This window comes from Aquimarina sp. RZ0 (genome assembly GCF_008370685.1).
Taxonomy (GTDB): domain Bacteria; phylum Bacteroidota; class Bacteroidia; order Flavobacteriales; family Flavobacteriaceae; genus Aquimarina.
This window is the reverse complement of the sequence record NZ_VTZU01000001.1, coordinates 91,163-116,421: the sequence shown is the minus strand read 5'-3', so window position 1 is coordinate 116,421 and position 25,259 is coordinate 91,163. Positions and strand designations below refer to the sequence as shown.

The following is a 25,259-nucleotide window of genomic DNA, read 5'->3' as shown; positions in this document are numbered from 1 at the left end:
ATCGTTTCTTTTTCCTTTCTACTTCGTTTAAAAAATAAACTGTAGCTATAGCTATGCTTGATTTTTTTGCCTTGCATAAAGGAAAAATAATTCAATGAATTTATACGAATTTTTTAATCACAAATCGTATACTATGCCGTTTACCATAAAAATCACCTGATTTTCAAAAGGTTTATAGAAAAAAGGCAGGAAACCATCGTTTCAGATTTCCTGCCTTTTTTCCATAAATAAATTAGGTGAGGTGTATTATTTCTTTTTCTTCTTATGCTTCAGATTAAAAGTTTTATCTCCTTTTGTTTTAGGCTTTTTGTATTTCTTTTTTATTTCACGTTGATATTTCCCTCCTAAATTTACTTTATTATTTTTTGCAGACTTTTCATGATAAGCAGCACCGGCTTCATCATCATTAGGGCGTTTATGAGGGTTGTAAATTTCTTTGACCACAGGTTGCTCTTCTGGGGCCAGTATCTTTGATATTTCTATTTCTTCTGGTATTGGTAGTTTTTCGATTTCCATTTCCATCAGATTTTCTATTGCTAGCAATGCTTCTTCTTCTTTTTCTGTAGTCAACACATACGAAACACCTTCTCTGTCAGCACGTCCTGTTCTCCCGATTCTGTGCATATAATTTTCTGGATACTCCGGTGTATCAAGATTTATGACCTGACTTACATTTTCTATGTCTAGTCCTCTGGCCATAACATCGGTAGCTATTAGAATTCGGTTTTCTCCTTTTCTGAACTGCTCAATACTCCGTAATCTGTAATTTTGAGTTTTATTAGAATGTATGATGCATATCTCTTCTTGATACTTCTTTTCTAACAGGTCGAATAATCGATCTGCAATTTTTTTATAACCTACAAAGATCAATGTTTTATTAAATTTTTCCCTATCAGAAAGTAAATGCTCTAACAGGTTTACCTTTGTATAAAAATTAGGAATTTTATAACCATATTGCTTAATGTTTTCAAGAGGAGTCCCGCTTTTTGCAACAGATATTCTTTTTGGGTTGGTAAAAATATCAGTAATCATTTGATCTACTTCGTCAGTCATGGTTGCAGAAAACATAATATTCTGTCGCTGTTTTGGTAGAATGTCAAAGATGTTCATAAGTTGGTGTCTAAATCCCAAATCGAGCATGACATCTACCTCATCGATTACAATTTTCTGAATAGATTTTAATTGCAAAGCCCTACTTACTGCAAGGTCATACAAGCGACCAGGTGTTGCTACTACGATATCTAATCCTTGAGAAACAGCTTGTTTTTGAGTATTTATATTAGTACCTCCATAAACGCCAATCACCCGTAAATTGATGTATGTAGCAAGTTTTTCGATTTCTTCTACTACCTGAACAACTAATTCTCGTGTGGGCACAAGAACTAAAACTCTTGGGTTTAGCTGTACCGAGTATTTAAGCATTCTTAGGATTGGCATCATATAGGCATATGTCTTACCAGTTCCTGTTTGTGCAATTCCTACGACGTCTTTTCCAGACATTACCACTGAGAATGCCTGTTCCTGAATGGGAGTTGGAGTTTCGAACCCCAAATCATCTAATGCGCTAAGAAGTTGTGTGCTTAAATTTAGATCTCTAAAAGTCACTATTATGTATTTTAAATACGAAGGTAATTGTATTTGATCATAAAAAATATGATTCTATCCTAAATATACCTTTTTTAGTTAAAATATCAAGATCGGCGCAACCTTATGGAATTCTTTTATCTAATTACTGTACAATGAATTCATCTTGACATTTTCTATTTCCTAAAAAATGGCTGAAATTTGTCCATTTTAGTTACTTTTTTGTCTGTAAAACTACTATAGACTGCAAAAAGTGCCTCATCTGTTCAAATTTCAACACATTTTCGGTTAAAAATAAAGAGCCAAAATGAGTTCAATTTAATCTTACTTATTTATGAAAAAAATTATACTATTTTTATTTTTAATGATATCAGTTTTGGGATGCAAAGATGATGACGACACTTCGGTTGTACCTATTGATAATAAAGTGTTGTTATTAAAAGTTGATTTTGAAACGAATACTTTTGAAGAAGGAAAAGAACTGATATTCGAAACAGATAAAGATTTTAGTATTACAACAAGATATAGGCCTCCTGGCGATTTTGGTACTATAGAATTAGTATATGCTGAGACAGAAGAAAAAATATTCTCAGGATCAATTATTTGGAATGGCATTGGAGCTATAAATTATCCTGAAAGTTTTATTCCGTCAAGTAATTTTAAAAAAGAGGACACTCCTTTAAAGATGCCGGATATTACTATTTTTCGACACATAGTGTATGATGAGTCTTATTTTCCAGAGATTATCGAATATGAAAAACTGTGGGAAGCTATTAATTCTATAACGTTACTCAAAGAATATCGAATTAGTAACCCGGAAGCCAAGATTTATTTATTACCTTATGCTCCGGCAGTTGGAGTACTTGATCCTTCTTTGGCTGATTGGATAGTTATTGTAAAGAATTAAAATATTTGGGATGTTCTTCGTATGAAGAGCATATAAAAACATCTGTTGTTTATATTATGACAGGTGTTTTTTTGTGGCTATTCTGATTTTGGCTATTTTTGATTTTTAACACAATTCGTCATGAAAAAAATCCTTGCCTTTGCAGGTTCTAATAGCAGCACTTCTATCAATCATAAGCTTGTAGAATATGTCGCTTCTGAAATAGTAGATCACAAAATAAAGGTCTTAAAACTTGTTAATTATCCGATGCCAATGTATAGCGAGGATGAAGAAAAAAATAATGGATTCCCCGGGATGACCATGGGATTGAAACAAGAAATATCAGAAGTTGATGCTTTACTCATTTCTGTAAGCGAACATAACGGAAGCTGGAGTGCATTCTTTAAAAATGTAATGGATTGGTTGTCTCGATTGGATCGCAATTTTTTACAAGATAAAAAAATATTATTGATGAGTACCTCTCCTGGTCAGCGAGGAGGAATAAGCGCATTAGAATATGCAAAAAATGTGCTACCAAGATTTGGAGGAGAAATAGTGGAAAGTTTTAGTTTTCCTTCCTTTTATGCAAATTTTTCTGAAGAAGAAAATCAAATTACAGATGAAACACTTTTATTGGGATTAAAAGAAGTTCTAACTACTTTTGCACATCAAATTAAGTAATCTGTGCGAAGTACTAAAAAATATAGTATAGAACATTCTTCTGTTTTTAAAGTTAAGCTATTACAATGGGCGCAGCAGTTTGAAGAAATAATATGGCTGGATTCTAATGAATACACACAACAATACTCTAGTTATGATGCGATATTAGCTGTTGACGCCTTTACACTCATAAAAACGGATTATCATACTGGTTTTGATCAATTGAAAGAATATCAGGAAAAAACTGCTGATTGGATTTTTGGTTATTTATCCTATGATCTTAAGAACGATACTGAACAACTGGTTTCCAGAAATCGGGATCACTTAGATTTTTCAGATTTGTATTTTTTCCAACCAAAAAAAATTTTTCTTCTTAAAGATGATGTATTAGAAGTTAAATATCTGAATATGGTGGCAGATGAGATGAATGAGGATTTTGAAAATATCAATACTTTCTCAGGGGCTATAACTTCTTCAAAAAGAGTATCTAATTGCAGTAAGATTAAAATAAGTTTGCGAATAACCAAAGATGTATATAAAGAAAAAATACAGCAAATACTTTCACACATTCATAGAGGCGATATTTATGAGGCTAATTTTTGTCAGGAATTTTTCTCAGAGAATAGCTATATATCGCCATTAGAGACATATTATCATTTAAATCAGATATCCACACCTCCTTTTGCTACTTTTTTTAGAATGAATCATCAATATTTACTATCAGCTTCACCAGAGCGATATCTAAGAAAAGAAGGTCGTAAGATTATCTCTCAACCTATAAAAGGAACAGCAAAGAGATCTACAGTAACGGCAGAGGATAGACATTTAATTTCAGCTTTAGAGAATGATCCAAAAGAACGATCAGAAAATGTAATGATTGTTGATCTGGTCAGAAATGATCTGTCAAGAACAGCAGTTCGGGGCTCTGTAAATGTTGAAGAATTATGTAAAGTATATTCTTTTAAGCAAGTACATCAGATGATTTCTACAGTGACTGCCCGAGTTGATAAAGAAACGGCTCCTGTAGATATAATCAGAACCACTTTTCCTATGGGGAGTATGACGGGTGCTCCCAAGATTTCTGCTATGAACATCATCGAAGAATTAGAAACATCAAAAAGAGGGCTGTATAGCGGTGCTATAGGATATTTTACTCCAGAAGATGATTTTGATTTTAATGTAATAATCAGAAGTATCTTGTATAATGAAGATGCGCAATATATTTCTTATACTGTTGGAGGCGCTATTACGGCAAAATCTGATCCCGATAAGGAATATGAAGAATGTTTGATCAAGGCTAAAGCGATGCGAGAGGTATTAGAAAAAGTATAGTTTTATAGAAAAAAGAAAGAATCATTATCAGGTTTCTAAAACATTAACCTGAGTTTAATCCCAGGCATGTCAGTTTGAGCGAAATTCTGATACGAATTTTGTGCTCGAAAACAAGTGTCTTTTGGGCTTAAAAACCTATTCTCAATACACTCTTCCTTCATAAAAGTACTACCATTGACGTATTCTTTAACTCGTCAGTTTAAACACTGGATAAAATTTTTATTGGATGTCTCGATTTGACAGGTTTTAATCTTCTACAATAACAATCAAGCTCAGGCAGTTATACCATTTGCTATTTCTATTTATTGTAAAAGAAAATTCAAAGGATGGGTATTATACGATTTGCGATTAAAAAATTCGTATAAATTCATTGAATTATTTTTTCTTTATGCAAGGCAAAAAAATCAAGCATAGCTATAGCTACGGTTTATTTTTTAAACGAAGTAGAAAGGAAAAAGAAACGATGAATATGCGAAATTTTTAGTTATAAATCGTATTAGATAAGATTCTTTCTAAAACTTTTTCGAACGCCAATAATCGTCTCTTTTACTTCTTTTTCAGAGATGTCAATAATCTTAGCTATTTCATCAAAATTTAATTTCCCAAAAACAAATAGATCTATAATTTTGGAAGTCTTTAATGGCAACCAACTGTAAAATTTACCTAATAATTTCTGCTTTTTATTCTCAGAAGATTCTTCAGTATCAATTATTTTTAGGATAGCAGAATCGGCATCATCATATATAAAAAATTCTTTGCTTTCAGAGTTTTGATGATAAGAAATATCATTTAGTTCTTCATTCATAATAAGATTGCTGCCAGCCTCAGATGTAAAATGTTCTTCTAGCCTTTCGAGTTCTTCATTTAAAAAATAATTGGTACTGATTGATTTTTGATGCCAACCTTCTCTCAGGTATAATTCATCTATTAGATGATCAGAAATTCTAAACAATTTCAATTCCAGTGATAACGTATCCATTTCTATATCCAGATGTTCTTCATTGTATAGAATAACGATAGCATCGTCAATTATTCCATTAGAACAGTACATATTTCTGGGCAAAATTCCGGTACTTTCTGCAATATATAGCCGATGTTTTACATACGGATGTAAATGAGGAACTACAGATAGTATTTTTTTTCCAAACTCTTTTTTACGATCATTTTCGTAGTGCTTAGGCATTTTATCTATCATATTCATAATATCAAAATTTTAAGAGTTGTTTAAAAATAACAAAAATGAATGAATTTATATGTTAAAAAGCTGTAAATCAACACACAAAGATAGACAAAAGAAAAATTGCCCTGCGCTTTCAAAATCGTATATTTGAATACCATGTAAAATAAGAATTAATAATATTGGTAGAAGATTTTAAAAAACATATAGACAATAATTTAGCATTCCTTAAAGAAGGAAAATTACTTATTGCGTGTAGCGGAGGGTTAGATAGCGTTGTACTTACTTCGTTACTTCATTCTTTTGAGTTAGATCTTGGGATTGCTCATTGTAATTTTAAGCTACGAGGAAAAGAAAGTGATCGGGACGAGAAATTTGTGGCGATGCTTGCTGATGAAATCAATGTTCCCTTTTTTACAAAAAGTTTTAAAACAGAAAAATATGCTAAAACTCATAAAATTTCAATTCAGATGGCTGCCAGAGAATTGAGATATAATTGGTTTAAGGAACTGCTACAGGAGAAAAATTATGATTATGTGATTACAGCACATCATCGGGATGATAATCTGGAAACATTTATGATTAATCTCTCTCGGGGTACCGGTATCGAAGGATTGACAGGGATTCCAGAAATTAATGATATATATATTCGACCATTATTACCTTTTTCCAGACATCAGATTTTAGCATATGCAAAAGTAGCAGTATTAGCATGGAGAGAAGATAGTAGTAATAGTAGTACCAAGTACCTGAGAAATAAATTGAGGCATGATGTAATTCCAGCGTTTAAAACTGTTAATCCAGAGCTTTTACAGAATTTTGACACTACATTACAGCATCTTAAACAGGTAAGTACATTTGTCAAAAAGCAAATAGAACAAGTACGTAGTGATGTTTTTGAATATTCTGAATCAGATACAATTAAAATACCAATCCATAAACTCCAGCGATATGAAGACCCTAAAATTTATTTGTTCTTTTTGCTAAAGGATTATGGTTTTACAGCCTGGAATGACATTCTAAAAATGCTAACAGCCCAATCCGGAAAACAAATATTTTCTCATACTCATAGATTGGTTAAAGACAGAGTAGATATTTTGTTAAGTCCGATTGTTGCAGATATACCGGATCGGAGTTATACCATTCCTGAAGAAGAAAGAATGATCATAATCCCTTCTGGAATGATCAAAATCAAAGAAGTTGAAGAGGTTACTGATATTGATCTTAAAACAATTTATGTAGATAAAAAAAAGTTAAAATATCCATTAATAGTAAGAAAATGGAAAGAAGGCGACTATTTTTACCCTATAGGAATGACCGGAAAAAAAAAGCTAAGTAAATATTTTAAGGATGAAAAATTATCTTTATTAGCCAAAGAAAGAATATGGTTATTGTGTTCTGACAATACTATTATTTGGATTATAAATTATAGAGCAGATAACCGGTTTAAAATAGAACCCCATACTAAGCAAATACTAAAAATTACTATAACCTGATGAGGAATATTTTACTGCTATTAATCACTTTATTATTTTCAACAACCATTTTTTCTCAAATTTTTGAGCCTATAAAATGGAAAAGTAGTGTAAAAGAGACGTCTGAAAATGAATATACTTTATATTTTGAAGCGACATTGGATAAAGGTTGGCATATCTATTCTCAAAGAGAGGTAGAAACCGAAGAAATTGCACCGACAGCAACAGAATTTACTTTTTATAACGAGAATAAAGCATTTGAACTTATAGGAAAAACTGAGGAACCTGAGGGTATACAAAAGTTTGATAAAGTGTTTGAAATGGAGATCAAATATTTCGAAGAGAGTGTTACTTTTTCTCAAAAGATAAAAAGACTTGATAGCGCTCTTACTTCTATAAAAGCAGAAGTTTTTTTTGGTATTTGTGATGATGAAAAATGTCTGGCACCAGATACCGTAGAATTTAACCTGAGTCTTTCTGGTAAAGTACTAGAAAATGAGGAATCAAAAGGGAATTTGGAATTTTTAAATTCAAAAGAAACTAAGGAAGAGAATTATGCAACTTCATCAGATACAAATGTAGCAGATAATCAAAATGGGGAAGAAAAGAAAGGCTTATGGAGTACATTTATTTTGGCATTTTTATCAGGATTTGCTGCATTATTGACACCTTGTGTGTTCCCTATGATACCTATGACTGTAAGTTTCTTTACTAAACAGAGTAAAAACCGGGCGGCAGGAATTAGAAATGCAGTTTTATATGGGATTTTTATCATTATCATTTATGTGGGATTAGGTTCAATAGTCACTGCTATTTTTGGTGCGGATGCGCTTAATGCATTATCGACTAATGTATGGTTTAACTTACTGTTTTTTGCACTTTTGATAGTATTTGGCTTGTCTTTTTTAGGAGCTTTTGAGATTATGCTTCCTAATTCCTGGGCTAACAAAGTAGATCGCCAAGCAGACAGAGGCGGATTACTTGGGATGTTTTTTATGGCACTGGCACTGGCAATTGTTTCATTTAGTTGTACTGGTCCCATAGTGGGAACAATATTAGTAGAAGCGGCATCAAAAGGAGGAATAGCACCAATTATTGGTATGTTTGGTTTTTCGTTAGCTATCGCATTGCCTTTTGCACTTTTTGCTATGTTTCCCGGATGGTTAAATTCATTACCAAAAAGTGGAGGCTGGCTGAATACTGTAAAAGTTTTTCTTGGTTTTCTGGAATTGGCTTTTGCATTTAAGTTTTTATCAAACGCAGATTTAGTACTGCAACTAGGGCTGCTGCAGAGAGAAGTATTCTTATCGATATGGATTGCTATTTTTGGAACATTAGGATTATACCTTCTAGGGAAAATAAAGCTTCCGCATGATGCTGGTACAGGTCACATATCTGTAAGTAGATTGTCAATAGCACTTTTGACAATGGCTTTTACCATATACTTGATACCAGGACTGTGGGGAGCTCCATTAAAATTAATAAGTGGCTTTCCTCCTCCGCAAACATATAGTGAATCACCCAGAGGTTTTGGAGGATCAGGGAGTGCAACAGAATCAACAAAAGAACTTCCTGAGGGGGCAAAATATGGAGAACATGATATCATCACATTTACCGATTATCAATTAGGATTAGACTATGCAAAAAAAGTAAATAAACCTGTTTTAATTGATTTTACAGGATATGCCTGTGTAAATTGCCGAAAGATGGAAGAATATGTTTGGTCAGAGCCAGAGGTACTATCAGTTTTAAAGAATGATGTGGTTCTAATATCTTTATATGTAGATTATAAAAAAGAACTTCCGGAATCAGAACAGTATATATCAAAAACAACTGGAAAGAAGATTAAAACGATAGGGAACAAATGGAGTGATTTTCAGATAACCAGATACAAAGCAAATGCACAACCCTATTATGTTGTTATAGATCATAAAGAATCAAGTATAGCTAAACCCATTGGATATACTCCAGATAAAAGTGAGTATCTGAATTGGCTCAGAGGAGGAGTAAAAAGCTACCAAAAAAATAATTTCAAATAAATTAATAAATTTTTGTAAGGTATAGATTTAACGTACGACTTTCTTTAAAATTATGTAGTGTAAAATTATAAATTGATTCTTCAAATTATAAATTAACGCCTCAAAATTCACCATCTTATAAATACTATCCGAGATTTGGTGAATGCTTTGAACTATAATTTCTCTTCGATAAATACAAAATATGATGGGTTTAATTCCTTTCGTACTATATACATATCCAAAACAAGTGGTCTGGGATAAAATTGAAGATCGTTTCATAAAGCAATACATTAAAATTATGTAGGCATAACAATTGGTGTATTTGTGTATAGAGAAATAAAAAATGGTATACGAACCTTCATGCTTAGTTTATCCTGAGCATCATCCAAGGACTAATTGTCATTAAATAGTCACCTTTCTAATCGATTGTATGACTTTTATTTTGTTAACAATTCATTCAAACCCTCTTTTTCAAATAATATTCTTCCGATTTTTACATCCGACCAGCCATCATTCAATTTATAAGTAAAAGCAGGTAAATTATTAATCAACCTGCATTCTATATGGTACGTAGATACTCCATCTAGTTTTATTTCTTTTAATTGCTGGATGTGAGTCGAAATGAAGAACAAAGAGTCTTTAAATTTTGCCAGTCCGTTAATAGTAATTTTACAAATTTCGAACGCATCTTCTACATTCGTCCCGCTGAAAAGTTCATCAAAAATTACAAAGCAGTTTTCCTGAGATGATTTTACAACAACTTTTTTAAGGTTTTGGACTTCTGTCATAAAATGGCTATATCCATTCAAAATATCATCTCTATGATTTATACCAATAGAAAAATTCTTGAAAAACGGAATTATTCCATTTGAAGCAGGTATTCCAATTCCCAAGTGTCCTAAATAAATTGATAAACCGACAGCTTTTAGAAACGTTGATTTTCCAGACATATTAGCTCCGTTCAACAATATGACATTACTTCTTGTACTGAAATCATTTTTTACCGGTTTTTCAAGCAAGGGATGATAAAAATTCTCTAAAACAATCTTTTTTCCAAATTCTGGAAACACAAAATTTCTTTGTTCAATAGTTTGATTTATTGAAAAATATGCTTCAAAACAAAATAAATTTTCCCAAAATAATGAAATCTCACCTTTTGATTTTAGTTTATTAATCTTTCTGAAAATTTCAATGACCTCATAGTCTTTAAACTTATATTCTCTAATTAAATTTTCATAATGCGCCAGATTGAATATCGAAAAGTAATTAATAATTTCACGAAGCTTTTTCTCATAAGCTTTAGGAAAAGTACATAGGTTCAATCTAGAAAAACAAAAAGTATTTAGACGATTAAAAAGTAATATCATTTGTGAAAGCCTGGCGTTATGTTCTACTTTCACTTTTTTTGAGGTCAACAACTTATAACTCAGTTTTTTTTGAGATAATTCATCTAAATCATAATTGTTTAGAAAGTGATATACTTCTAAAAGATAAGAAACGGAATAGGAATATTCTTTTAGAATTTTTTTATTCTCAGAAAACCCTTGGAAAATACGCTGCCTGAACTTAATCTCCTCTATACTTTTTAGTGGATGAGTTAATATTTCTAGTACTTTGGCTCTAGAAAATTTGTTTAGAGTATTGTCAAATAAAGGAAGTATTTCCTTTTGGATATGTAGGTCTTCTATAGTATTCATTCAGCTATTAAAGACGGATTCAAATTTTTGGAGTTGCAAGCAAGCAGCATAATTCCAACCTTACTTTACACTAATATAAAGTAAAGTTGGAATCGCTGGCTATCCAATTATTTCACAATAATCTTTTGATTTATTTTTTTTGATCCCATTTCCATAGAAATGATATATATTCCAGGTACAAGCCCATCAGAATGGATACTGTACAGTGAATTCTTTTCTTTTCTGTCAATAACCTGATTTATTACTTTTTTTCCTTGAATTGTATAAATATTTATATGTGCATTTTGGTTTTCTCCCATATCTAATGCAATCTTAATAGGCTCTCCAACAGAGATTGGATTCGGAAATACCTGCATCATATCTTCAGAATTAGCTAATCTCTTTGTAGTCTTTGCTGTATGATTAGATCTTCTGGATGAAGAAGCTGTTACAAAAACAGGATCACTCTTTATTACCAGTCCCGGAACACTTGCATTTCTCACTTCGCAAGAATAAGTGTCACTTGCGGTAACAACAACTGAAGAAGTATTAGAAGCAGAAGGAGTCCATATATAATCAATCCCTCCGCCTACAAGTACAGAAACAGTACTTCCTGATACTAGAGTAGGAACAGTACGTTGTCTATTATATGAAAAGTTAAAACTATCAAATATGGTACTGTAAGGTAGCAAATCATCAAAATGTAAATTGTTATTTCTAATATGTAAATGAGTTAATGTACGATCTGCTCCGGTAACATTAGACGGTAGTATCAGATCATCATAGAAATTATTTTCGGCATTACATAAAATAACTTTTGGCATCATAGAAATATCGAGCGTCCCTCCTATTTGATTATCCTTTACTATAAAATACAACATTTCATCATAGCTTCCAGACATTATTAACTCACTCAAACCTAACCCTTGTACTCTAAAATCCAGTAGCTTTCTCATACTAGAAATATCCATCGTTTTTCCTGGTACTACAGGGTTGTTGTAAAAGTAAAATCTTCCTAACTCAGGATGACTCCCTAATCTAAAATCAGTAAATTGATTATTAAATGCATAGCATAATCTTAATTTTGGCATCATAGAAATATCAAGAGTCCCTCCTATTTGGTTATCTCTGATAATAAAATATAACATCTCATCATAGGTTCCAGACATTATTAACTGATTTAATCCTAATCCCTGAACTCTGAAATCCAGTAGCTTTCTCATCCCGGAAATATCCATCGTTTTTCCGGCAGCAACTGGATTGTTATAAAAATAGAACCTGCTGAGCGCTTCCCCAATTCCTATATTAAAATTGGTAAACTGATTGTCGTGAGCATAACACAATATAAGATTAGGCATTCTGGAAATATCCAATGTCCCAGGAATTTGATTCTCCGAAATAATAAAATACAATAAACGATTATAATCCCCAGAAACGGTAAGTCCACCCAGGTTTAACCGAGCTGCTCTAAAATCTATCAACCCTCTCATATTAGAAATATCAATTGTTTTACCAGAAACGAAAGGGTTATCCTGGATGTGAACTCGTTGCAATAAATTGTTGTTCCCAAATCTTATATCCGTCAAATTATTATTTGATACATATAAATGAAGAAGAGATGGCATCTCAGTAATATCCAAAATACCGGAAATAGTATTATTTCTTATACTTAATCGTTTTAATCCTGTTAGGTTTTTAAAAGAAGAAGGAATTGTTCCGGATATATTATTACCCGATAAGCGTAATTCTGTTACTCTGCAATTTTCTACTCTGACACCTTCCCATGTTTCTATCGGACCTGTCAGCCAATTCGTATTATTCGTCCAGGAAGCACCATCAGTACTATTATAAAAATCAATCAACGCCTGACGATCACGATCATAATCGCTGACATCTGCATTGAAAATACTCAAACTAACTCCGTTAGGAAGTATCGCACTATCAACTATTACATTATAATCTCCAATATCTGAATTCGCAAAACTATGTATAGTATATGTCGCAGATGTTGCTCCACTAATATTGATACCATCCAGTGTCCATTGATACGTGGTTCCGGCTACTGGAGACGTTAAGGTGGTAGATGTTCCTTCGACTATCGTAATACTCGAAAAAGCTTCTGCTTGTACCGAAATATTTGGTTGTCCGACAGTACATTGTCCATAAACTTTATTTGTCAATACTCCCGTGAATAAGATTAGTAAGCCTGTAAATGTTAAGAAATAAGATTTCATTTTTTTTGTTTTAAGATGAATTACTACCTTTTTGTGATCATTTCTAGTATAAGGTTAACATGAAATCAGGCAAAATCTAAAAATAAACACAAACAACTGATTTTAAATAATATAACTATTAAAAACAGCTTGCATTAATTATTCATACTAGTCAAAACAATTATTTATGCATCATAAAATTTGTTTTTGGCACACTGCTTGATACTATAAAAGAGAATAACAAAAATTAATTTTGTTGTTTCTTTTAAAATCACAGATTATGAAAAATATTGTTTTACTTTTTACAAGCTTATTATTTACATCATTCGCAGCTGATGCATATGATACTAGTGAAGAATTATCCAGAAGATATAATTACGGAAAATCTTTCATCTTTAGTGAAAATGGTGTTGAATTTTCTGTATATGCTGATGGGCAATTTGATTTTTATGTAAATACCCCAAGAAGTGGAATACGTGTAAATATTAATAGACCTGGAGTAAATATTAGTTTTAATGCAGGATATGATTATGATGCATATGTGCAATATGACGATTATGGTGCTGTAGTACAAATAGAAAATGTACCTATATTTTATGATTATTATGGCAGAATAAGTCAGGCCGGAGATATATATATAAATTATAATGACTATGGCAGAGTGGCTAGAGTGGGTGGATTGTATGTAAACTATAACAGTTATGGAAACTTTATAAACTGTTCTGGATATATCAATGACTATAACAGACAGTATGTATACAGACCTTTTCATGCATATTTTACGATACCTCCTGTAGCAAGATGTATTGTATACGCGAGACCATACAGAAGATATTATACTCCGTATAGATGCTCTTATACTGTATATAGAAACAACTATTATGATGGATATTATCACAAGCCTTATAGAAGTCGTAATTATTACAGACCTAATAACAGGGTAGCAAGCTATCATAGAGGAGCAAGAACTAGTCGTGCCAGAAGTTTAGATTACAGAACCCGTGATAGAAGAACGGAGATGTACAGAAGAAATGATCGTAACTATCGTACTGTTAATAGAAGTAGGGCTAATACAGTAAACAACAGAAGTAGAGAAAATGCTACAAATAATAGAAATAGATCCAATACTAATGTATCCAGAAACACTTCTAGAAATCGAGCAGTTACTCCTAACTCAAGAACAAGAACTGTAAATAGAAGTACCCAAACCAGAAATAGAGTACAATCTAATACAAGAGGTACTCAGGATAGAAATCGAGCGCAATCACAATCAAGAGATACGAGAAGAAATGCTGTTGCAAATCGCGCTAACAGAAGTAATAATAACAACATAAGAGCGACAAGAAATAATACAAACCAGAGAGCTGTAAAAAGGCAGCAAGGTGCTACAAGAAATGATCGTTCAGCAAATGTAACAAATCGTGCTCGTAAGAGTCAATATACAAGTAGAAGTACTAAAAATAATTCCAGATCGAATACAGTAAAAAGACAAAGAAGTACTTCCACTAATAAAACTGCAAGATCTAATAATTCCAGATCTCGTGCGGCAAGAAGTCGAAGTTAAGAAAAATATAAAGAATTTATTTTTTTGGTTGGTTAGTTGGAAAATCCCTCTAGAGTTGTATGCTTAAGCACCTCGAGGGATTTTCTTTAGTATATTAGTAATATCAGGAGATATTTTAAATACATATATAAACACCATATAACAAGCCCCTATTAATATACTTTTAAGCCCTATATTAACTATAGGATGAAATTGAAAATCCCAAAAATAAAACCCAAATGCACACGCTGTAATCAACCCTAAAGTCATAAAAGTTTCCTTAGAAAAAGGATGCATCTTAAACTTTATTTTTACAATCCATACCTTAGAAAGATTATAACAAAAAACTGCACCAAAGGTAGCAATAGCAGCTCCTGTGACTCCATACATTGGTATACAGATTATATTAAGCACAAACGACAGTACTGCCATAGCCACTCCTATAAATAATACAATTCTATAATAATCAGAATTATACAGAATAGAATTGTTATTACCCAGGAGATTATCAACTAACTTACTAATACCAATAAGAAGAATTACCCATATAAAAAGCTCATAATCATTGGGGATAAATTCAAAAAGCTGATGCACATTACAGATAATCAATACAAACAATAAACCACTAATAACAAATAAATTCAAAGAGCTTTTTTTATACAACGCATGCAATTGATCAAACCCTTTTTCATTCAGCAACTTAGCCGTCAAAGGATATGTAATCTGATGCATTGCTCTGGAAGGAATAATAATAACACTCGCGATATAAGCACTAATCTGGTATTTGGCTACATTTTCTATAGGCAAGTACCTTTCTATCATTGTCTTATCCAGATCTATTAATAAAGTAGCGACAGATCCTGCAATAAGTATCAATACCGAATACTTAAAAACCGAAACAAAATTATCTGGAACCGAAAATTTATAGGTAAAATCATGCAACCTAAACGCATACACCATCATAACAATCAGTCGGATCACATACACGGCAACGATCCCATATATAAACTGCTCTATTGATAATACTTCAAAATACACCATAAATAAAAGTGCCATAATACAAACTCTCAGAAATAGCTCTCTCATTACATTCCCAAATACACTTTTCAATTTCACCTTTGCCCAGGCAAAAAATATTTCGAAATATGACAGTGCTATTGCCAATATAAATATTGTCCAGACAAAAGGTTGAACAATCGTATTTTTTTCACTAAATAAATCAAGAATATATCCATAAAAGACAGTCCCAATTGCACCAATAAGCAATGCAATACACAATGGCATAAAAAGCATCAAACTCAAAAATTTATTTTGCTGATCCTTATTCACATAAGAAGAATAAAACTTTATCATGGTATTTTGAGCACCAAATGCGATTAATGGCCAGATGATATTAGAGGTAGAAAACAAATACGAAACCAATCCATAATATTGTTCCTCCATAAAATTAGTAAACAAAAACAATGTATTAATCGCTCCAATACCAAAACCCAAAAAGGTAATGATTACATTTTTTATGGATTGATTGACTACTATTCCCATTACTTCAGGTTATTCAAGGTTATTTTAGTATATAAATTATGGCGTCCGGGCGGGCTATCCGTTTCAATTCCTCGCACTTCCTTACAGTCAGACTGCGGGATTTACACTACTATCCCTGACGCAGACATTTAATTACCCTATTCACAAGTCATTTGCCCGATGCCTATCCTAAAAATCGACATACAATAAAGACTCACAAGCTCTTTAGCACCTCAGACATCTCGCGAGTAAGCTCCCTCCTACTATACTTTTCAATATTAACTGCATTTGATACTAGAATTCCTTTTCTGTAAAGCATAAAAAAATCAAGAACTGTACTTTTAATTTTTTCGTACTCGGTATATTCAAAAAAACTACCAGAATTAGTATCTCGTATTAATCTGGAAACATCAGCACCTCCAGGTCCCAGTGCTAAAATAGGTCTTTTAGAAATCATATATTCAAACAATTTCCCAGGAACAATACATCTTGTCTCCGGGCTATCTATCTCTACCAATAATAAAACCTGCGAACTTCGTTGAATTTCTATCGCTTTGGTATGAGAAACATACCCTTTAATTTCTAAATAATCGGATAAACCCGCTTCTTTAATAGAAAATAAAACATCGTCACTCACAGCACCAACTAATTTTAACTCAAATTGCGTTGCGAAATCTTTGTTTTCCTTTGTGAGATCATATAGAGCTTTCCATAACTGTTTGGGATTTCTTCCTGATAATAAAGATCCAATATGAGAAATCGTAAATTTTGAATCTAGATCTACTATAGAAACCGATTCCACATCATAACCATTCGTAATAACAGCAATAGACGTATCAGTAATAGCCTCAAATTCAGTCTTTGTTGTAAAACTTGTTACTACAATGTGATCTGTTTCTGTAAGCACTTTTTTTTCTAATCCTTTATGCTTAGCTACAGAACGATTAGAAAGTTTTAATTTAGTATGATATCCTATCGTAGTCCACGGATCTCTAAAATCTGCAATCCACTTGATACCGAGGACTTTCTTTAATTGCTGTCCAATCAGATGAACACTATGAGGAGGTCCTGTCGTAATGATCATAGAAACCTTAGTATCAACAAGGTATTCTTTTAGGAAATGTACAGAGGGTCGTACCCAAAACTTTCTGGCATCAGGAATAAAAAAATTACCTCGTATATAGAGCAACAGCTTTTGGACAAAAGATTGCTTCTCTTTTTTGGTAATAATCCCTTTACTTATGGTGTTGGTTTCTTTTTTAGAAAAGAATTCTGCAAATCGATACGGTTCAAAAATCGGGTGTTTAAGAATCGTAATTCCTGCCGGTATTTCTGATAGCAGAGAATCATCAACTAATGGGTATGTTGGATTTTCAGGAATATATACAATGGGTTCAATGCCAAACTCCTTGAAGTATTTTACAAATTTAAGCCATCGCTGCACTCCAGGTCCACCCGCAGGAGGCCAATAATATGTAATAATCAATACTTTCAAAATAATTTCTCCTATACTTCTTTTTCAACAGAAGTACTATTTTTATTTTTTTTAAATTCTAAAAACAAAGCGCCAAAGAAAAGTAACATAAAAATAATAGAACTTGCCAATGTAATACTGCTTCCCGTTTTTACAACTTGTGGTTCAAATTTAAACTCAATCGTATGTTTTCCTGGAGGCACTTTTAGTCCTCTCAGCATATAATTAACAGGATATATGGTTTCTGGTTTTCCATCTATAAACGCTTTCCATCCATCCTTATAATACGTTTCTGCAAAAACGATAAAACCTGGATTCCTGGCGTGTACATTATATGCCAGATGATCTGGCGTAGTTTTAGAAATCGAAACCGTAGAAATACTATCTTTTTCAGGTGTAAACCCTGCTAGTTGTTCCTGATACTCTTTCCTGATAACTGCCGTCTTCTTAGTATCTATAGATTCCAGTGCTTTAAATTCTGATGTATACCCATCCACAAACTGTAATTCTTCTACAAACCAGGCTGGGCCATTGGCAGAAGGGTTTTGCTGAACATCCATTTCTCTTTTTTCGTTCTGCTGAATAACATATTTGATATTAAGCATATTTACCACTTGCAGATTTCCTTTAGAAATATGTTTGAAGAATATATCTTCCATTTTTCTTGGGCGAACCGCAGAATATCCATTTACAGAATTAAAAAAATAGTTAGTATGAGAATTATTAAATCCCCTTGCCTGATCTAATACTCTATAGTAGGATTTATCTTTCAGAATTTTAGTATCTATTTCTGTTGGTTGAAAATAGGACGAATACGTACGTTTAGAGATAAACGATTCGCTATCCACACTTCTTCGATCTACACTGACCAAATCTACCACAATCAGTATTCCTATGCCTACCAAAGCAATATTTTCTGAAATTTTCTTTTTCAGAGTAAACCAGAGAAAGCCACCAATAAGAAGTATAAAAATTAAAGAACGTAAACTATCACTCTTCATAATCGTAATACGATCTTCTTTAATAGCATCAAAAATCGCAGGTTGCTCTATAGCTAATTGTACATCCGAAGGTGATTTAAAACTGAATAAACTTCCTCCAAACAACCAGAAAAGCAAGCACAATCCTCCAAAAACACCAAGGGATATTAAAAATTTCTTTTGTCTCTCTATAAATGGAATTTTTTCATTGAATAGTCTATACAAACCAAATACGGCAGCAATAGGAATCAATAATTCCAGAATCACCTGGATACTGGAAACCGCTCTGAATTTATTATATAAAGGAACATAGTCTACAAAAAACCTCGTTAAGAAATCCAGGTTCTTACCCCAACTTAATGTCAGTGATAATACCATACCGCCAATAAGCCACCATCGCAATCGTCCATTGAGCAATAACAATCCTAATAGTGCCAGAAATACCACAGTAACCCCGAGATATGGAGGTGCTTCAACAAAAGGCTGAGCTCCCCAATATAATCCGGTAACATTTGCATAATAATTAGCCTGATCAGCCGGTTGCCCCAATGCAATAAGTTTTTGATAAAAAGCAGAATCTTTACCCAGATCAGAAGCTCGTCCTAATCCCATAAGTTTAGGGATAAAAAGGTTTAGCGACTCTAATTTACCATAACTATACGCTGTAATATATTCATAATCCAATCCATTTTTTTCTGATGAGGAGGCCGTCTCCTCTGCCAATAAATTTTTACCTCGTATGCTGGTATCGGCATATTCTGAAGTTGACAATAAGGTAGTAGCATTGGTAGCAATACCCAAAAAAGCAGCTACAATCAATATCAAGGATGATTTTATAAAATGAGGAAGTTGCTTTTTTTTGAATGCATCAATAAAATAGGTAATACCTATAACAACAGTTAATAACCCCAGATAATAAGTCATTTGGTAATGATTCGCCTGAATTTCTAATCCCATCGCCAAAGAAGTAAGTATAAATCCCCAAACATATCGTTTTTGAAAAACCAGTAAAATCCCGGAAAGTACTAAAGGGAAATACGCAATTGCATGTGCTTTTGCATTGTGTCCTACACCAATAATAATAATTAAATAGGTCGAAAAACCAAAAGCAAGAGCGCCAAGAATAGCCAGTTTCCAGGGAATCCGCATTACCAATAATAAAATATAAAAACTAGTAAGATATAAAAATAAATAATCTGCTGGTCTGGGCAAAAAACGAAGCAATCTATCCAGCTTATCCATATAATCGTGTGGGAATTTTGCTCCTATAGCATAGGTTGGCATCCCGCAATAAGCTGCATTGTTCCAATAGGTCTCTTTTCCTGTTTCAGTACGATGCTCATTTTGTTGTTTAGCCATACCTTCGTATTGCTTGATATCATTCTGGTATAACATTTTGCCACTCAGCACCGGGCTAAAATATGCTAATGAGGCAATTATAAAACCAACTATAACTAATAAATGAGGTAAGAATCTTTTTAGAGAAGACATAAGTGTGGGACTATTTGTATATAAAGTGCCAAATTAATCAATTTCTTCATAATCGATGTATTCTCCAACATCTTTATTACCGGAACTTTGTTTTGATTTTTTGTCGATTGTTACTTCTTCTTCTGTCGAAGATTGAGGTTGTTGATATTGCTGAAATTGTTGCTGAAACTTTTCTCCTGCTTTCTTTGTTACATATCTGAGCAATAGAGGACCAAATAAACGCGTTAATATCTTTAATCCGTAATATATTAATAATAGAATGAGAATAACCTTTAATACCCCTGATAAAGAAGCCACCTGCATGTCATTTTTTTTCAAAAATAGGGAACTCTCTATACAATTACGTGATGGCAGTCCTAAAAAAATGATAAAATCTGCTATATTTGAACCAAATCTATTGTATATGAACCCAAAATCTATGCTGCTAACGATTAGCCTTTTCCTACTGGGGCTAACTGTAACTGCACAATACACCGAAAAAATTAATACAAATAGACCCGGTACTTCTCAAGGAGCCTTTTCTGTTGGTAATAATGTATTACAACTAGAAGGTGGATTTGGTTTCGGTAAAGAAAAACATAAAATTCTCGATACCAAAACCAATCTTTTTAATTTTGATTATAGTGTAAGATACGGACTATTAATAGAGCAGCTGGAAATTATTCTGAATGGTAGATTCAGAAGTGATGGTGTTACTCAAACAATAGGTGCTAATGAGGAAAAAATTAAAAGAAGTAATTTTGAGTTTAATACTATTGGTGCAAAATACCTTATTTATGACCCTTATAAAAAACCAAAGGAAAATGATTCTTTAGAACTCGAAAAATTAAAAAGCTGGAAAAAAACGTATAAGTTTAGATGGAAATCTTTGATTCCAGCAGTATCGGCATATGTCGGTATGAATTATGTAACTTCTGATAACCCTTTTACATTCCCTACAGACAAAACGATTAGTCCAAAATTTGTAATTGCTACTCAGAACAATTGGTGGACCAGTAATGCCGGAAGCTGGGTGTTGGTTACTAATTTAATTATAGATAAGATCACTACAGATATTCCTACCTATGGCTGGATTATAACAAGTACCCATACTATTCATGATAAATGGGCAATATTTGGCGAATATCAAGGACAAAAAAGTGACTTTTATAGTGATAACATACTACGATTGGGTGGTGCATATTTATTTAATAATGATTTACAAATAGATGCCAATATCGCTACCAATTTTAAAGATACTCCTTCTGTATTTACCTTTAGTTTTGGAGGTTCCTACCGATTTGATTGGCATACCAAAGACGAGATTATCGAATTACCTGGTTTTGAAGGAGGTATTAAAGATGACGAGGAAGAAAACGAAGAAGGTATTGAGAAAAAAGAAGGAGAAATTGATGAAATTGAAGAAATCGAGAACGATAGCATAAAATTAGAAAAGACTCCTTTTATTAACGAGTTTGAAGATAGCAGCCTTAGAGAAGACATGGAAAAAGATCTGGATGAAAGAAGAACTGCTGAACGTCTGGAACGAGAACGACTCGAACAGGAAAAAGTAGACAAAAAGAACGATAAAAAGTTAAGGAAAGAAGAAAGAAGAAGGTTAAAACGTGAAGCTAAAGAAGCCAAACAAGCTGAAAAGGCTCGTGTCAAAGCTGAGAAAGAAAAACAAAAAATGATTGAAGATATTGATGCTGAGCTTGATAAAATGGAACAGGATGATAGTGCTGATGATGAACTCAAGAAAATAGATGAAGAATTAAAAAAACTTGAAGAGGATCTAAACTTAGAGCCTACAAAAGAAGAACCGAAAAAATCTGAAAAAAAGAAAAAGAAAAAGAAGAAGAAGAAAAAAGAAAAGAAAGAGAGCGTACAAGAAGAAGAGGATATAGATGCTGCTTATGACAAACTTCGTAAAGAAGAAGAGAAAGCTAAAAAAGAAGAAGAAAAACGTAGAAAAGAGGATGATAAAAAGCGTTTAAAAGAGGAAAAAAAGAAAAAGAAGGAAGAAGAAAAACGTAGAAAAGAAGAAGAAAAACAAAGGAAAAAGGAAGAGAAAAACAAAGGTAATGATGAATAAAAAAGCATCCTTTTTCTAACAACCAACTCAGGGATATACGATCCGCATGCGGCTAAAGATGAGATATAAAAATAGTGGGATAGTGTCGTAAAAAACCTGATTTGCAAAAATTATTCATAGTATAATATTTGGTTATCTATGATTTATTAACACACAAGATACTCCATAAATCATTAATTTGATTATTGGAGTATTTTTATATAAGACCAATTGGGAAATGAATAACGTTCAACCATTAATTGGTTCATAAAATGATCGTTCTTCATTAAGTTTATTTAATAAAAGGGTTATATATTTGTTAGGAATTAGAGAAGATGTATGATTACAATCAAAGAAGCTACCTCCAAGGAAGATTTGACCACATTTGTTAAATTTCCTTTTAAACTATATAAAGACTCTCCCTATTATGTTCCTTCTATAATAAAAGAAGAACTAGATGTAATGAATCCGGAGAAAAATCCAGTTTTTAGAAATTCTGAAGCCACCTATTATCTCGCTTATAAAAATAATAAGATTGTTGGCAGAATAGCTGCTATCATTAATTGGATTGAAGTAAAAGAACAGAAAAAACCCAAAGTACGTTTTGGATGGTTCGATGTAATTGATGATATAGAGGTAACAAAAGCATTATTAAAAAAAGTTGCAGCCTACGGTAAAAAATATTCTTTAGAATATATGGAAGGCCCTGTTGGCTTTTCGAATATGGATAAAGCAGGAATTCTAATCAAAGGGTTTACTGAGTTAAATACTATGATTACCTGGTATAATTATCCTTATTATCAAGAGCATATGGAAAAACTGGGGCTCGAAGATGCAGCTACCTGGGTAGAATATAAAATAAAAGTTCCAAAGAAAACCAGAGAAAAAGTTGTAAAATTCGCCAGACTTATCAAGGAACGTTATCAATTAAAGTTACTTAAATTCAATAAAAGCAAAGAAATATTAGCCTATGTAGATGATATGTTTGATTTACTAAATAAAACATATAGCAGTCTTCAAACTTTTGTTCCTATACAGCAATATCAAATTGAAATGTATAAGAAAAAATATCTACCTTATCTCAATCCTGATTATATAACATGTATTACGGATAACACAGGTAAACTTATTGCTTTTTCTATTGTAATGCCTTCATTTTCAAAAGCATTAAAAAAAATGAACGGTAAGGTATATCCTCTTAAATTTTTACATATCCTCAAAGCGCAACGTAGAAATGATACCGCTGCCTTTTATCTTATTGGTGTAGACCCAGAATATCAAAATAAAGGAGTAACAGCTCTTATATTCAAGGAAATGAACGAAACTTTTCTTCGTAACGGTATAGAAATGGTAGAAACAAATCCAGAATTAGAAGAAAACAAGGCAATACAGGCGCTCTGGAATGATTATGAACACGAACAACATAAGATGAGAAGGACATATCGAAAATCTATTTAATATATCCGGAGACTACACATATCCTTTTATGAATTTATGAAATTCTTCTACTCCCCCTAGTTTTTTTGTAGATTGTAGTGATCTGAATAAGGTAGTGCACCCTTGTTTTTTTTTAAATACTCATTATCAATATATTAATGATTTAAACTATCAAAGTCAAGAGTTGCCTCCAATTCTTTACGGCAATGAATAATCATATCATCTGCATAACGAACCATCTTAATCTCCGAGTACTCTTTTGCCAACAACTTATCTATTGCGTAATGCAAAAATAAATTAGAAAGCAAAGGACTTAGTACTCCGCATTGGGGAGTCCCTTTTCCTTTTGAGAAAAGTAATGTACCATCTTCAAGTTGGATAGGAGTTTCTAGCCATCTCTTAATATACATCTCTACCCAAGGTTCGGAAATATGAACTGCCAATGCTTTAAAGAGTAAATTATGGTTTACATTCTCGAAAAACTCTTGAATATCTAAATCTATAACTCAACTGTATTGCCGTACGCTATTTTGTACTGCTTGGTGTGTACTCTTATGGGGTCTATAACCATAAGAGTTATCCATAAATTCAGACTCTAATCGAGCTTCAATATACTTTTTGATAATCTGCTGGGCGATTCGGTCGCTAAATGTAGGAATTCCTAACGGACGTGTTTTACCGCCTCTTTTTGGAATAACTACTCCTTTAACAGGTGAAGGAAAATGAACCATCTATTCCTAATTGCTGACAGGCAAAAGCTACTCCCTGAGCGTGATTCCCCGCAATGACACAAACGACTCCTTTTGCCAACTCTTTCTTAGACAACGAACTAATCTTATTAAAAGCACCTCGAATCTTAAAAGACCGAACTCGTTGCAGATCTTCTCTTTTTAATAAGATATCAGCCTTGTATTTTGTTGAATATCTAAGAGAATTCATCAAAGGAGTAACCATGGAAACCTCTTTTATTACAGAAGTTGCTTTTTGAATATCTTCTAACGCAGGAAAATATCTTGTCTCTTCTTCCATAAAGTGTATTTTCTATGAGATTAATATTTTCTAACAGCAATAACTATCCCCGTTGACCAACTTAATTTGGTAAGACTAAAATCCTTTCTTTCTTCGAGATACAGTATAAGATTATCAACATATTTCTGATGCCCATCCGGCCAATTAGGCTGTGAAGACATATCATCAATTATATAGATTCCCCCGATAGCTAGAAAATCCAGAACCTCATCAATTTCACTATATTTTCCGGGCCACGCATCGGCAAAGATCAGATCAAATTTTTTACCTGTATATTCTTTGATCCATTTTGTACCATCCTGACATATGATATTTACTCTTTTATCTTTCTCAAAATTGGTTTGTGCTATCTTTATTAATTCCGGATCAATATCTACTGTGGTTATTTTAGAATCTATATCCATACCATCAATCATCCAGGATAACGATAAGCCAATACCGGTACCAAGCTCCAGTATATTTGCTGCTGGTTTTGATGCTATCAAAGTTTTTAATAAAGACCCTATATACAAATCAGAAGGCATGGTAAAGCCAATTTCTTTGGATTTTGTCACTATTTCGGGATAGACTTTTGGAATATCAAGGATAGTTGAATCGTTCATTTTTTTTGTTTTAATAGGTAGAATTTATAGTAAAATGAAGCGATTTCTTTTCCCTAGCCTGAGTCCATCAAAGATTACACAATACACATCTCAAAACTCCAACAGACC

18 protein-coding genes and 1 pseudogene are annotated in these 25,259 nt (G+C 32.6%); 8 read left to right on the top strand and 11 right to left on the bottom strand.

Annotated features, from left to right (window positions below):
- Window positions 1-246 precede the first annotated feature (246 nt).
- Window positions 247-1,605 carry a DEAD/DEAH box helicase gene (locus F0000_RS00380; protein WP_149622706.1) on the bottom strand — a complete coding sequence of 453 codons (1,359 nt, stop codon included), beginning with the start codon at window positions 1,603-1,605 and terminating at the stop codon, window positions 247-249.
- A gap of 313 nt (window positions 1,606-1,918) precedes the next feature.
- Between F0000_RS00380 and F0000_RS00375 the strand changes: the two genes are divergently transcribed.
- The 3 genes from F0000_RS00375 (at window position 1,919) to pabB (ending at window position 4,462) form a co-directional block, all read left to right on the top strand.
- Complete coding sequence (locus F0000_RS00375; RefSeq protein WP_149622705.1) at window positions 1,919-2,491, top strand: hypothetical protein; 573 nt, start codon at window positions 1,919-1,921, stop codon at window positions 2,489-2,491.
- A gap of 120 nt (window positions 2,492-2,611) precedes the next feature.
- A complete protein-coding gene (locus F0000_RS00370) occupies window positions 2,612-3,151 on the top strand; it encodes an NADPH-dependent FMN reductase (protein WP_149622704.1) in 540 nt (179 codons plus the stop codon).
- 3 nt (window positions 3,152-3,154) lie between these two features.
- Complete coding sequence (pabB, locus tag F0000_RS00365) at window positions 3,155-4,462, top strand: aminodeoxychorismate synthase component I (protein WP_149622703.1); 1,308 nt, start codon at window positions 3,155-3,157, stop codon at window positions 4,460-4,462.
- A 496-nt stretch (window positions 4,463-4,958) separates the two neighbouring features.
- Here pabB and F0000_RS00360 read toward each other — a convergent pair whose 3' ends face one another.
- On the bottom strand, window positions 4,959-5,663 hold the full coding sequence (locus tag F0000_RS00360) for a hypothetical protein (protein WP_149622702.1): 705 nt from the start codon (window positions 5,661-5,663) through the stop codon (window positions 4,959-4,961).
- Between the two features lie 158 nt (window positions 5,664-5,821).
- Between F0000_RS00360 and tilS the strand changes: the two genes are divergently transcribed.
- Window positions 5,822-7,135, top strand: coding sequence for a tRNA lysidine(34) synthetase TilS (tilS, locus tag F0000_RS00355; RefSeq protein WP_149622701.1), 1,314 nt, complete (start codon window positions 5,822-5,824; stop codon window positions 7,133-7,135).
- Entirely contained in the window at window positions 7,135-9,153 is a 2,019-nt protein-coding gene (locus tag F0000_RS00350) for a thioredoxin family protein (protein WP_149622700.1), read from the top strand. The genes tilS and F0000_RS00350 overlap by 1 nt, the downstream gene beginning before the upstream one ends.
- 416 nt (window positions 9,154-9,569) lie before the next feature.
- Here F0000_RS00350 and F0000_RS00345 read toward each other — a convergent pair whose 3' ends face one another.
- Together F0000_RS00345 and F0000_RS00340 are read right to left on the bottom strand one after the other, a co-directional pair.
- Window positions 9,570-10,829: a hypothetical protein gene (locus F0000_RS00345; protein WP_149622699.1), complete on the bottom strand. Its 1,260-nt coding sequence runs from the start codon at window positions 10,827-10,829 to the stop codon at window positions 9,570-9,572.
- A gap of 107 nt (window positions 10,830-10,936) precedes the next feature.
- Entirely contained in the window at window positions 10,937-13,042 is a 2,106-nt protein-coding gene (locus tag F0000_RS00340) for a T9SS type A sorting domain-containing protein (protein ID WP_149622698.1), read from the bottom strand.
- 259 nt (window positions 13,043-13,301) lie between these two features.
- Between F0000_RS00340 and F0000_RS00335 the strand changes: the two genes are divergently transcribed.
- Window positions 13,302-14,585: a hypothetical protein gene (locus F0000_RS00335; RefSeq protein WP_149622697.1), complete on the top strand. Its 1,284-nt coding sequence runs from the start codon at window positions 13,302-13,304 to the stop codon at window positions 14,583-14,585.
- Window positions 14,586-14,648: 63 nt separating this feature from the next.
- Here F0000_RS00335 and F0000_RS00330 read toward each other — a convergent pair whose 3' ends face one another.
- The 4 genes from F0000_RS00330 to F0000_RS00315 form a co-directional block, all read right to left on the bottom strand.
- On the bottom strand, window positions 14,649-16,106 hold the full coding sequence (locus tag F0000_RS00330) for a polysaccharide biosynthesis C-terminal domain-containing protein (RefSeq protein WP_149622696.1): 1,458 nt from the start codon (window positions 16,104-16,106) through the stop codon (window positions 14,649-14,651).
- Between the two features lie 193 nt (window positions 16,107-16,299).
- Window positions 16,300-17,583 (bottom strand): glycosyltransferase family 4 protein, encoded by a 1,284-nt coding sequence (locus F0000_RS00325; protein ID WP_149622695.1) that lies wholly within the window; start codon window positions 17,581-17,583, stop codon window positions 16,300-16,302.
- 8 nt (window positions 17,584-17,591) lie between these two features.
- A complete protein-coding gene (locus F0000_RS00320) occupies window positions 17,592-20,030 on the bottom strand; it encodes a YfhO family protein (RefSeq protein ID WP_149622694.1) in 2,439 nt (812 codons plus the stop codon).
- A 33-nt stretch (window positions 20,031-20,063) separates the two neighbouring features.
- On the bottom strand, window positions 20,064-20,333 hold the full coding sequence (locus F0000_RS00315) for a DUF4834 family protein (protein WP_149622693.1): 270 nt from the start codon (window positions 20,331-20,333) through the stop codon (window positions 20,064-20,066).
- A gap of 100 nt (window positions 20,334-20,433) precedes the next feature.
- Here F0000_RS00315 and F0000_RS00310 point away from each other — a divergent pair, with 100 nt between their 5' ends.
- Window positions 20,434-22,104, top strand: a complete 1,671-nt coding sequence (locus F0000_RS00310) for a transporter (RefSeq protein WP_188111982.1) — start codon at window positions 20,434-20,436, stop codon at window positions 22,102-22,104.
- 318 nt (window positions 22,105-22,422) lie between these two features.
- Entirely contained in the window at window positions 22,423-23,541 is a 1,119-nt protein-coding gene (locus tag F0000_RS00305; RefSeq protein ID WP_149622691.1) for a GTP cyclohydrolase, read from the top strand.
- Between the two features lie 134 nt (window positions 23,542-23,675).
- Here F0000_RS00305 and F0000_RS00300 read toward each other — a convergent pair.
- The 3 genes and pseudogenes from F0000_RS00300 to F0000_RS00290 form a co-directional block, all read right to left on the bottom strand.
- A pseudogene (locus tag F0000_RS00300) lies at window positions 23,676-24,251 on the bottom strand (reverse transcriptase domain-containing protein).
- Window positions 24,226-24,549: a pyridoxal-phosphate dependent enzyme gene (locus F0000_RS00295; protein ID WP_149622690.1), complete on the bottom strand. Its 324-nt coding sequence runs from the start codon at window positions 24,547-24,549 to the stop codon at window positions 24,226-24,228. The pseudogene F0000_RS00300 and the gene F0000_RS00295 overlap by 26 nt, the downstream one beginning before the upstream one ends.
- Window positions 24,550-24,569: 20 nt before the next feature.
- Window positions 24,570-25,151 (bottom strand): O-methyltransferase, encoded by a 582-nt coding sequence (locus tag F0000_RS00290; RefSeq protein ID WP_149622689.1) that lies wholly within the window; start codon window positions 25,149-25,151, stop codon window positions 24,570-24,572.
- Between the last annotated feature and the right edge of the window lie 108 nt (window positions 25,152-25,259).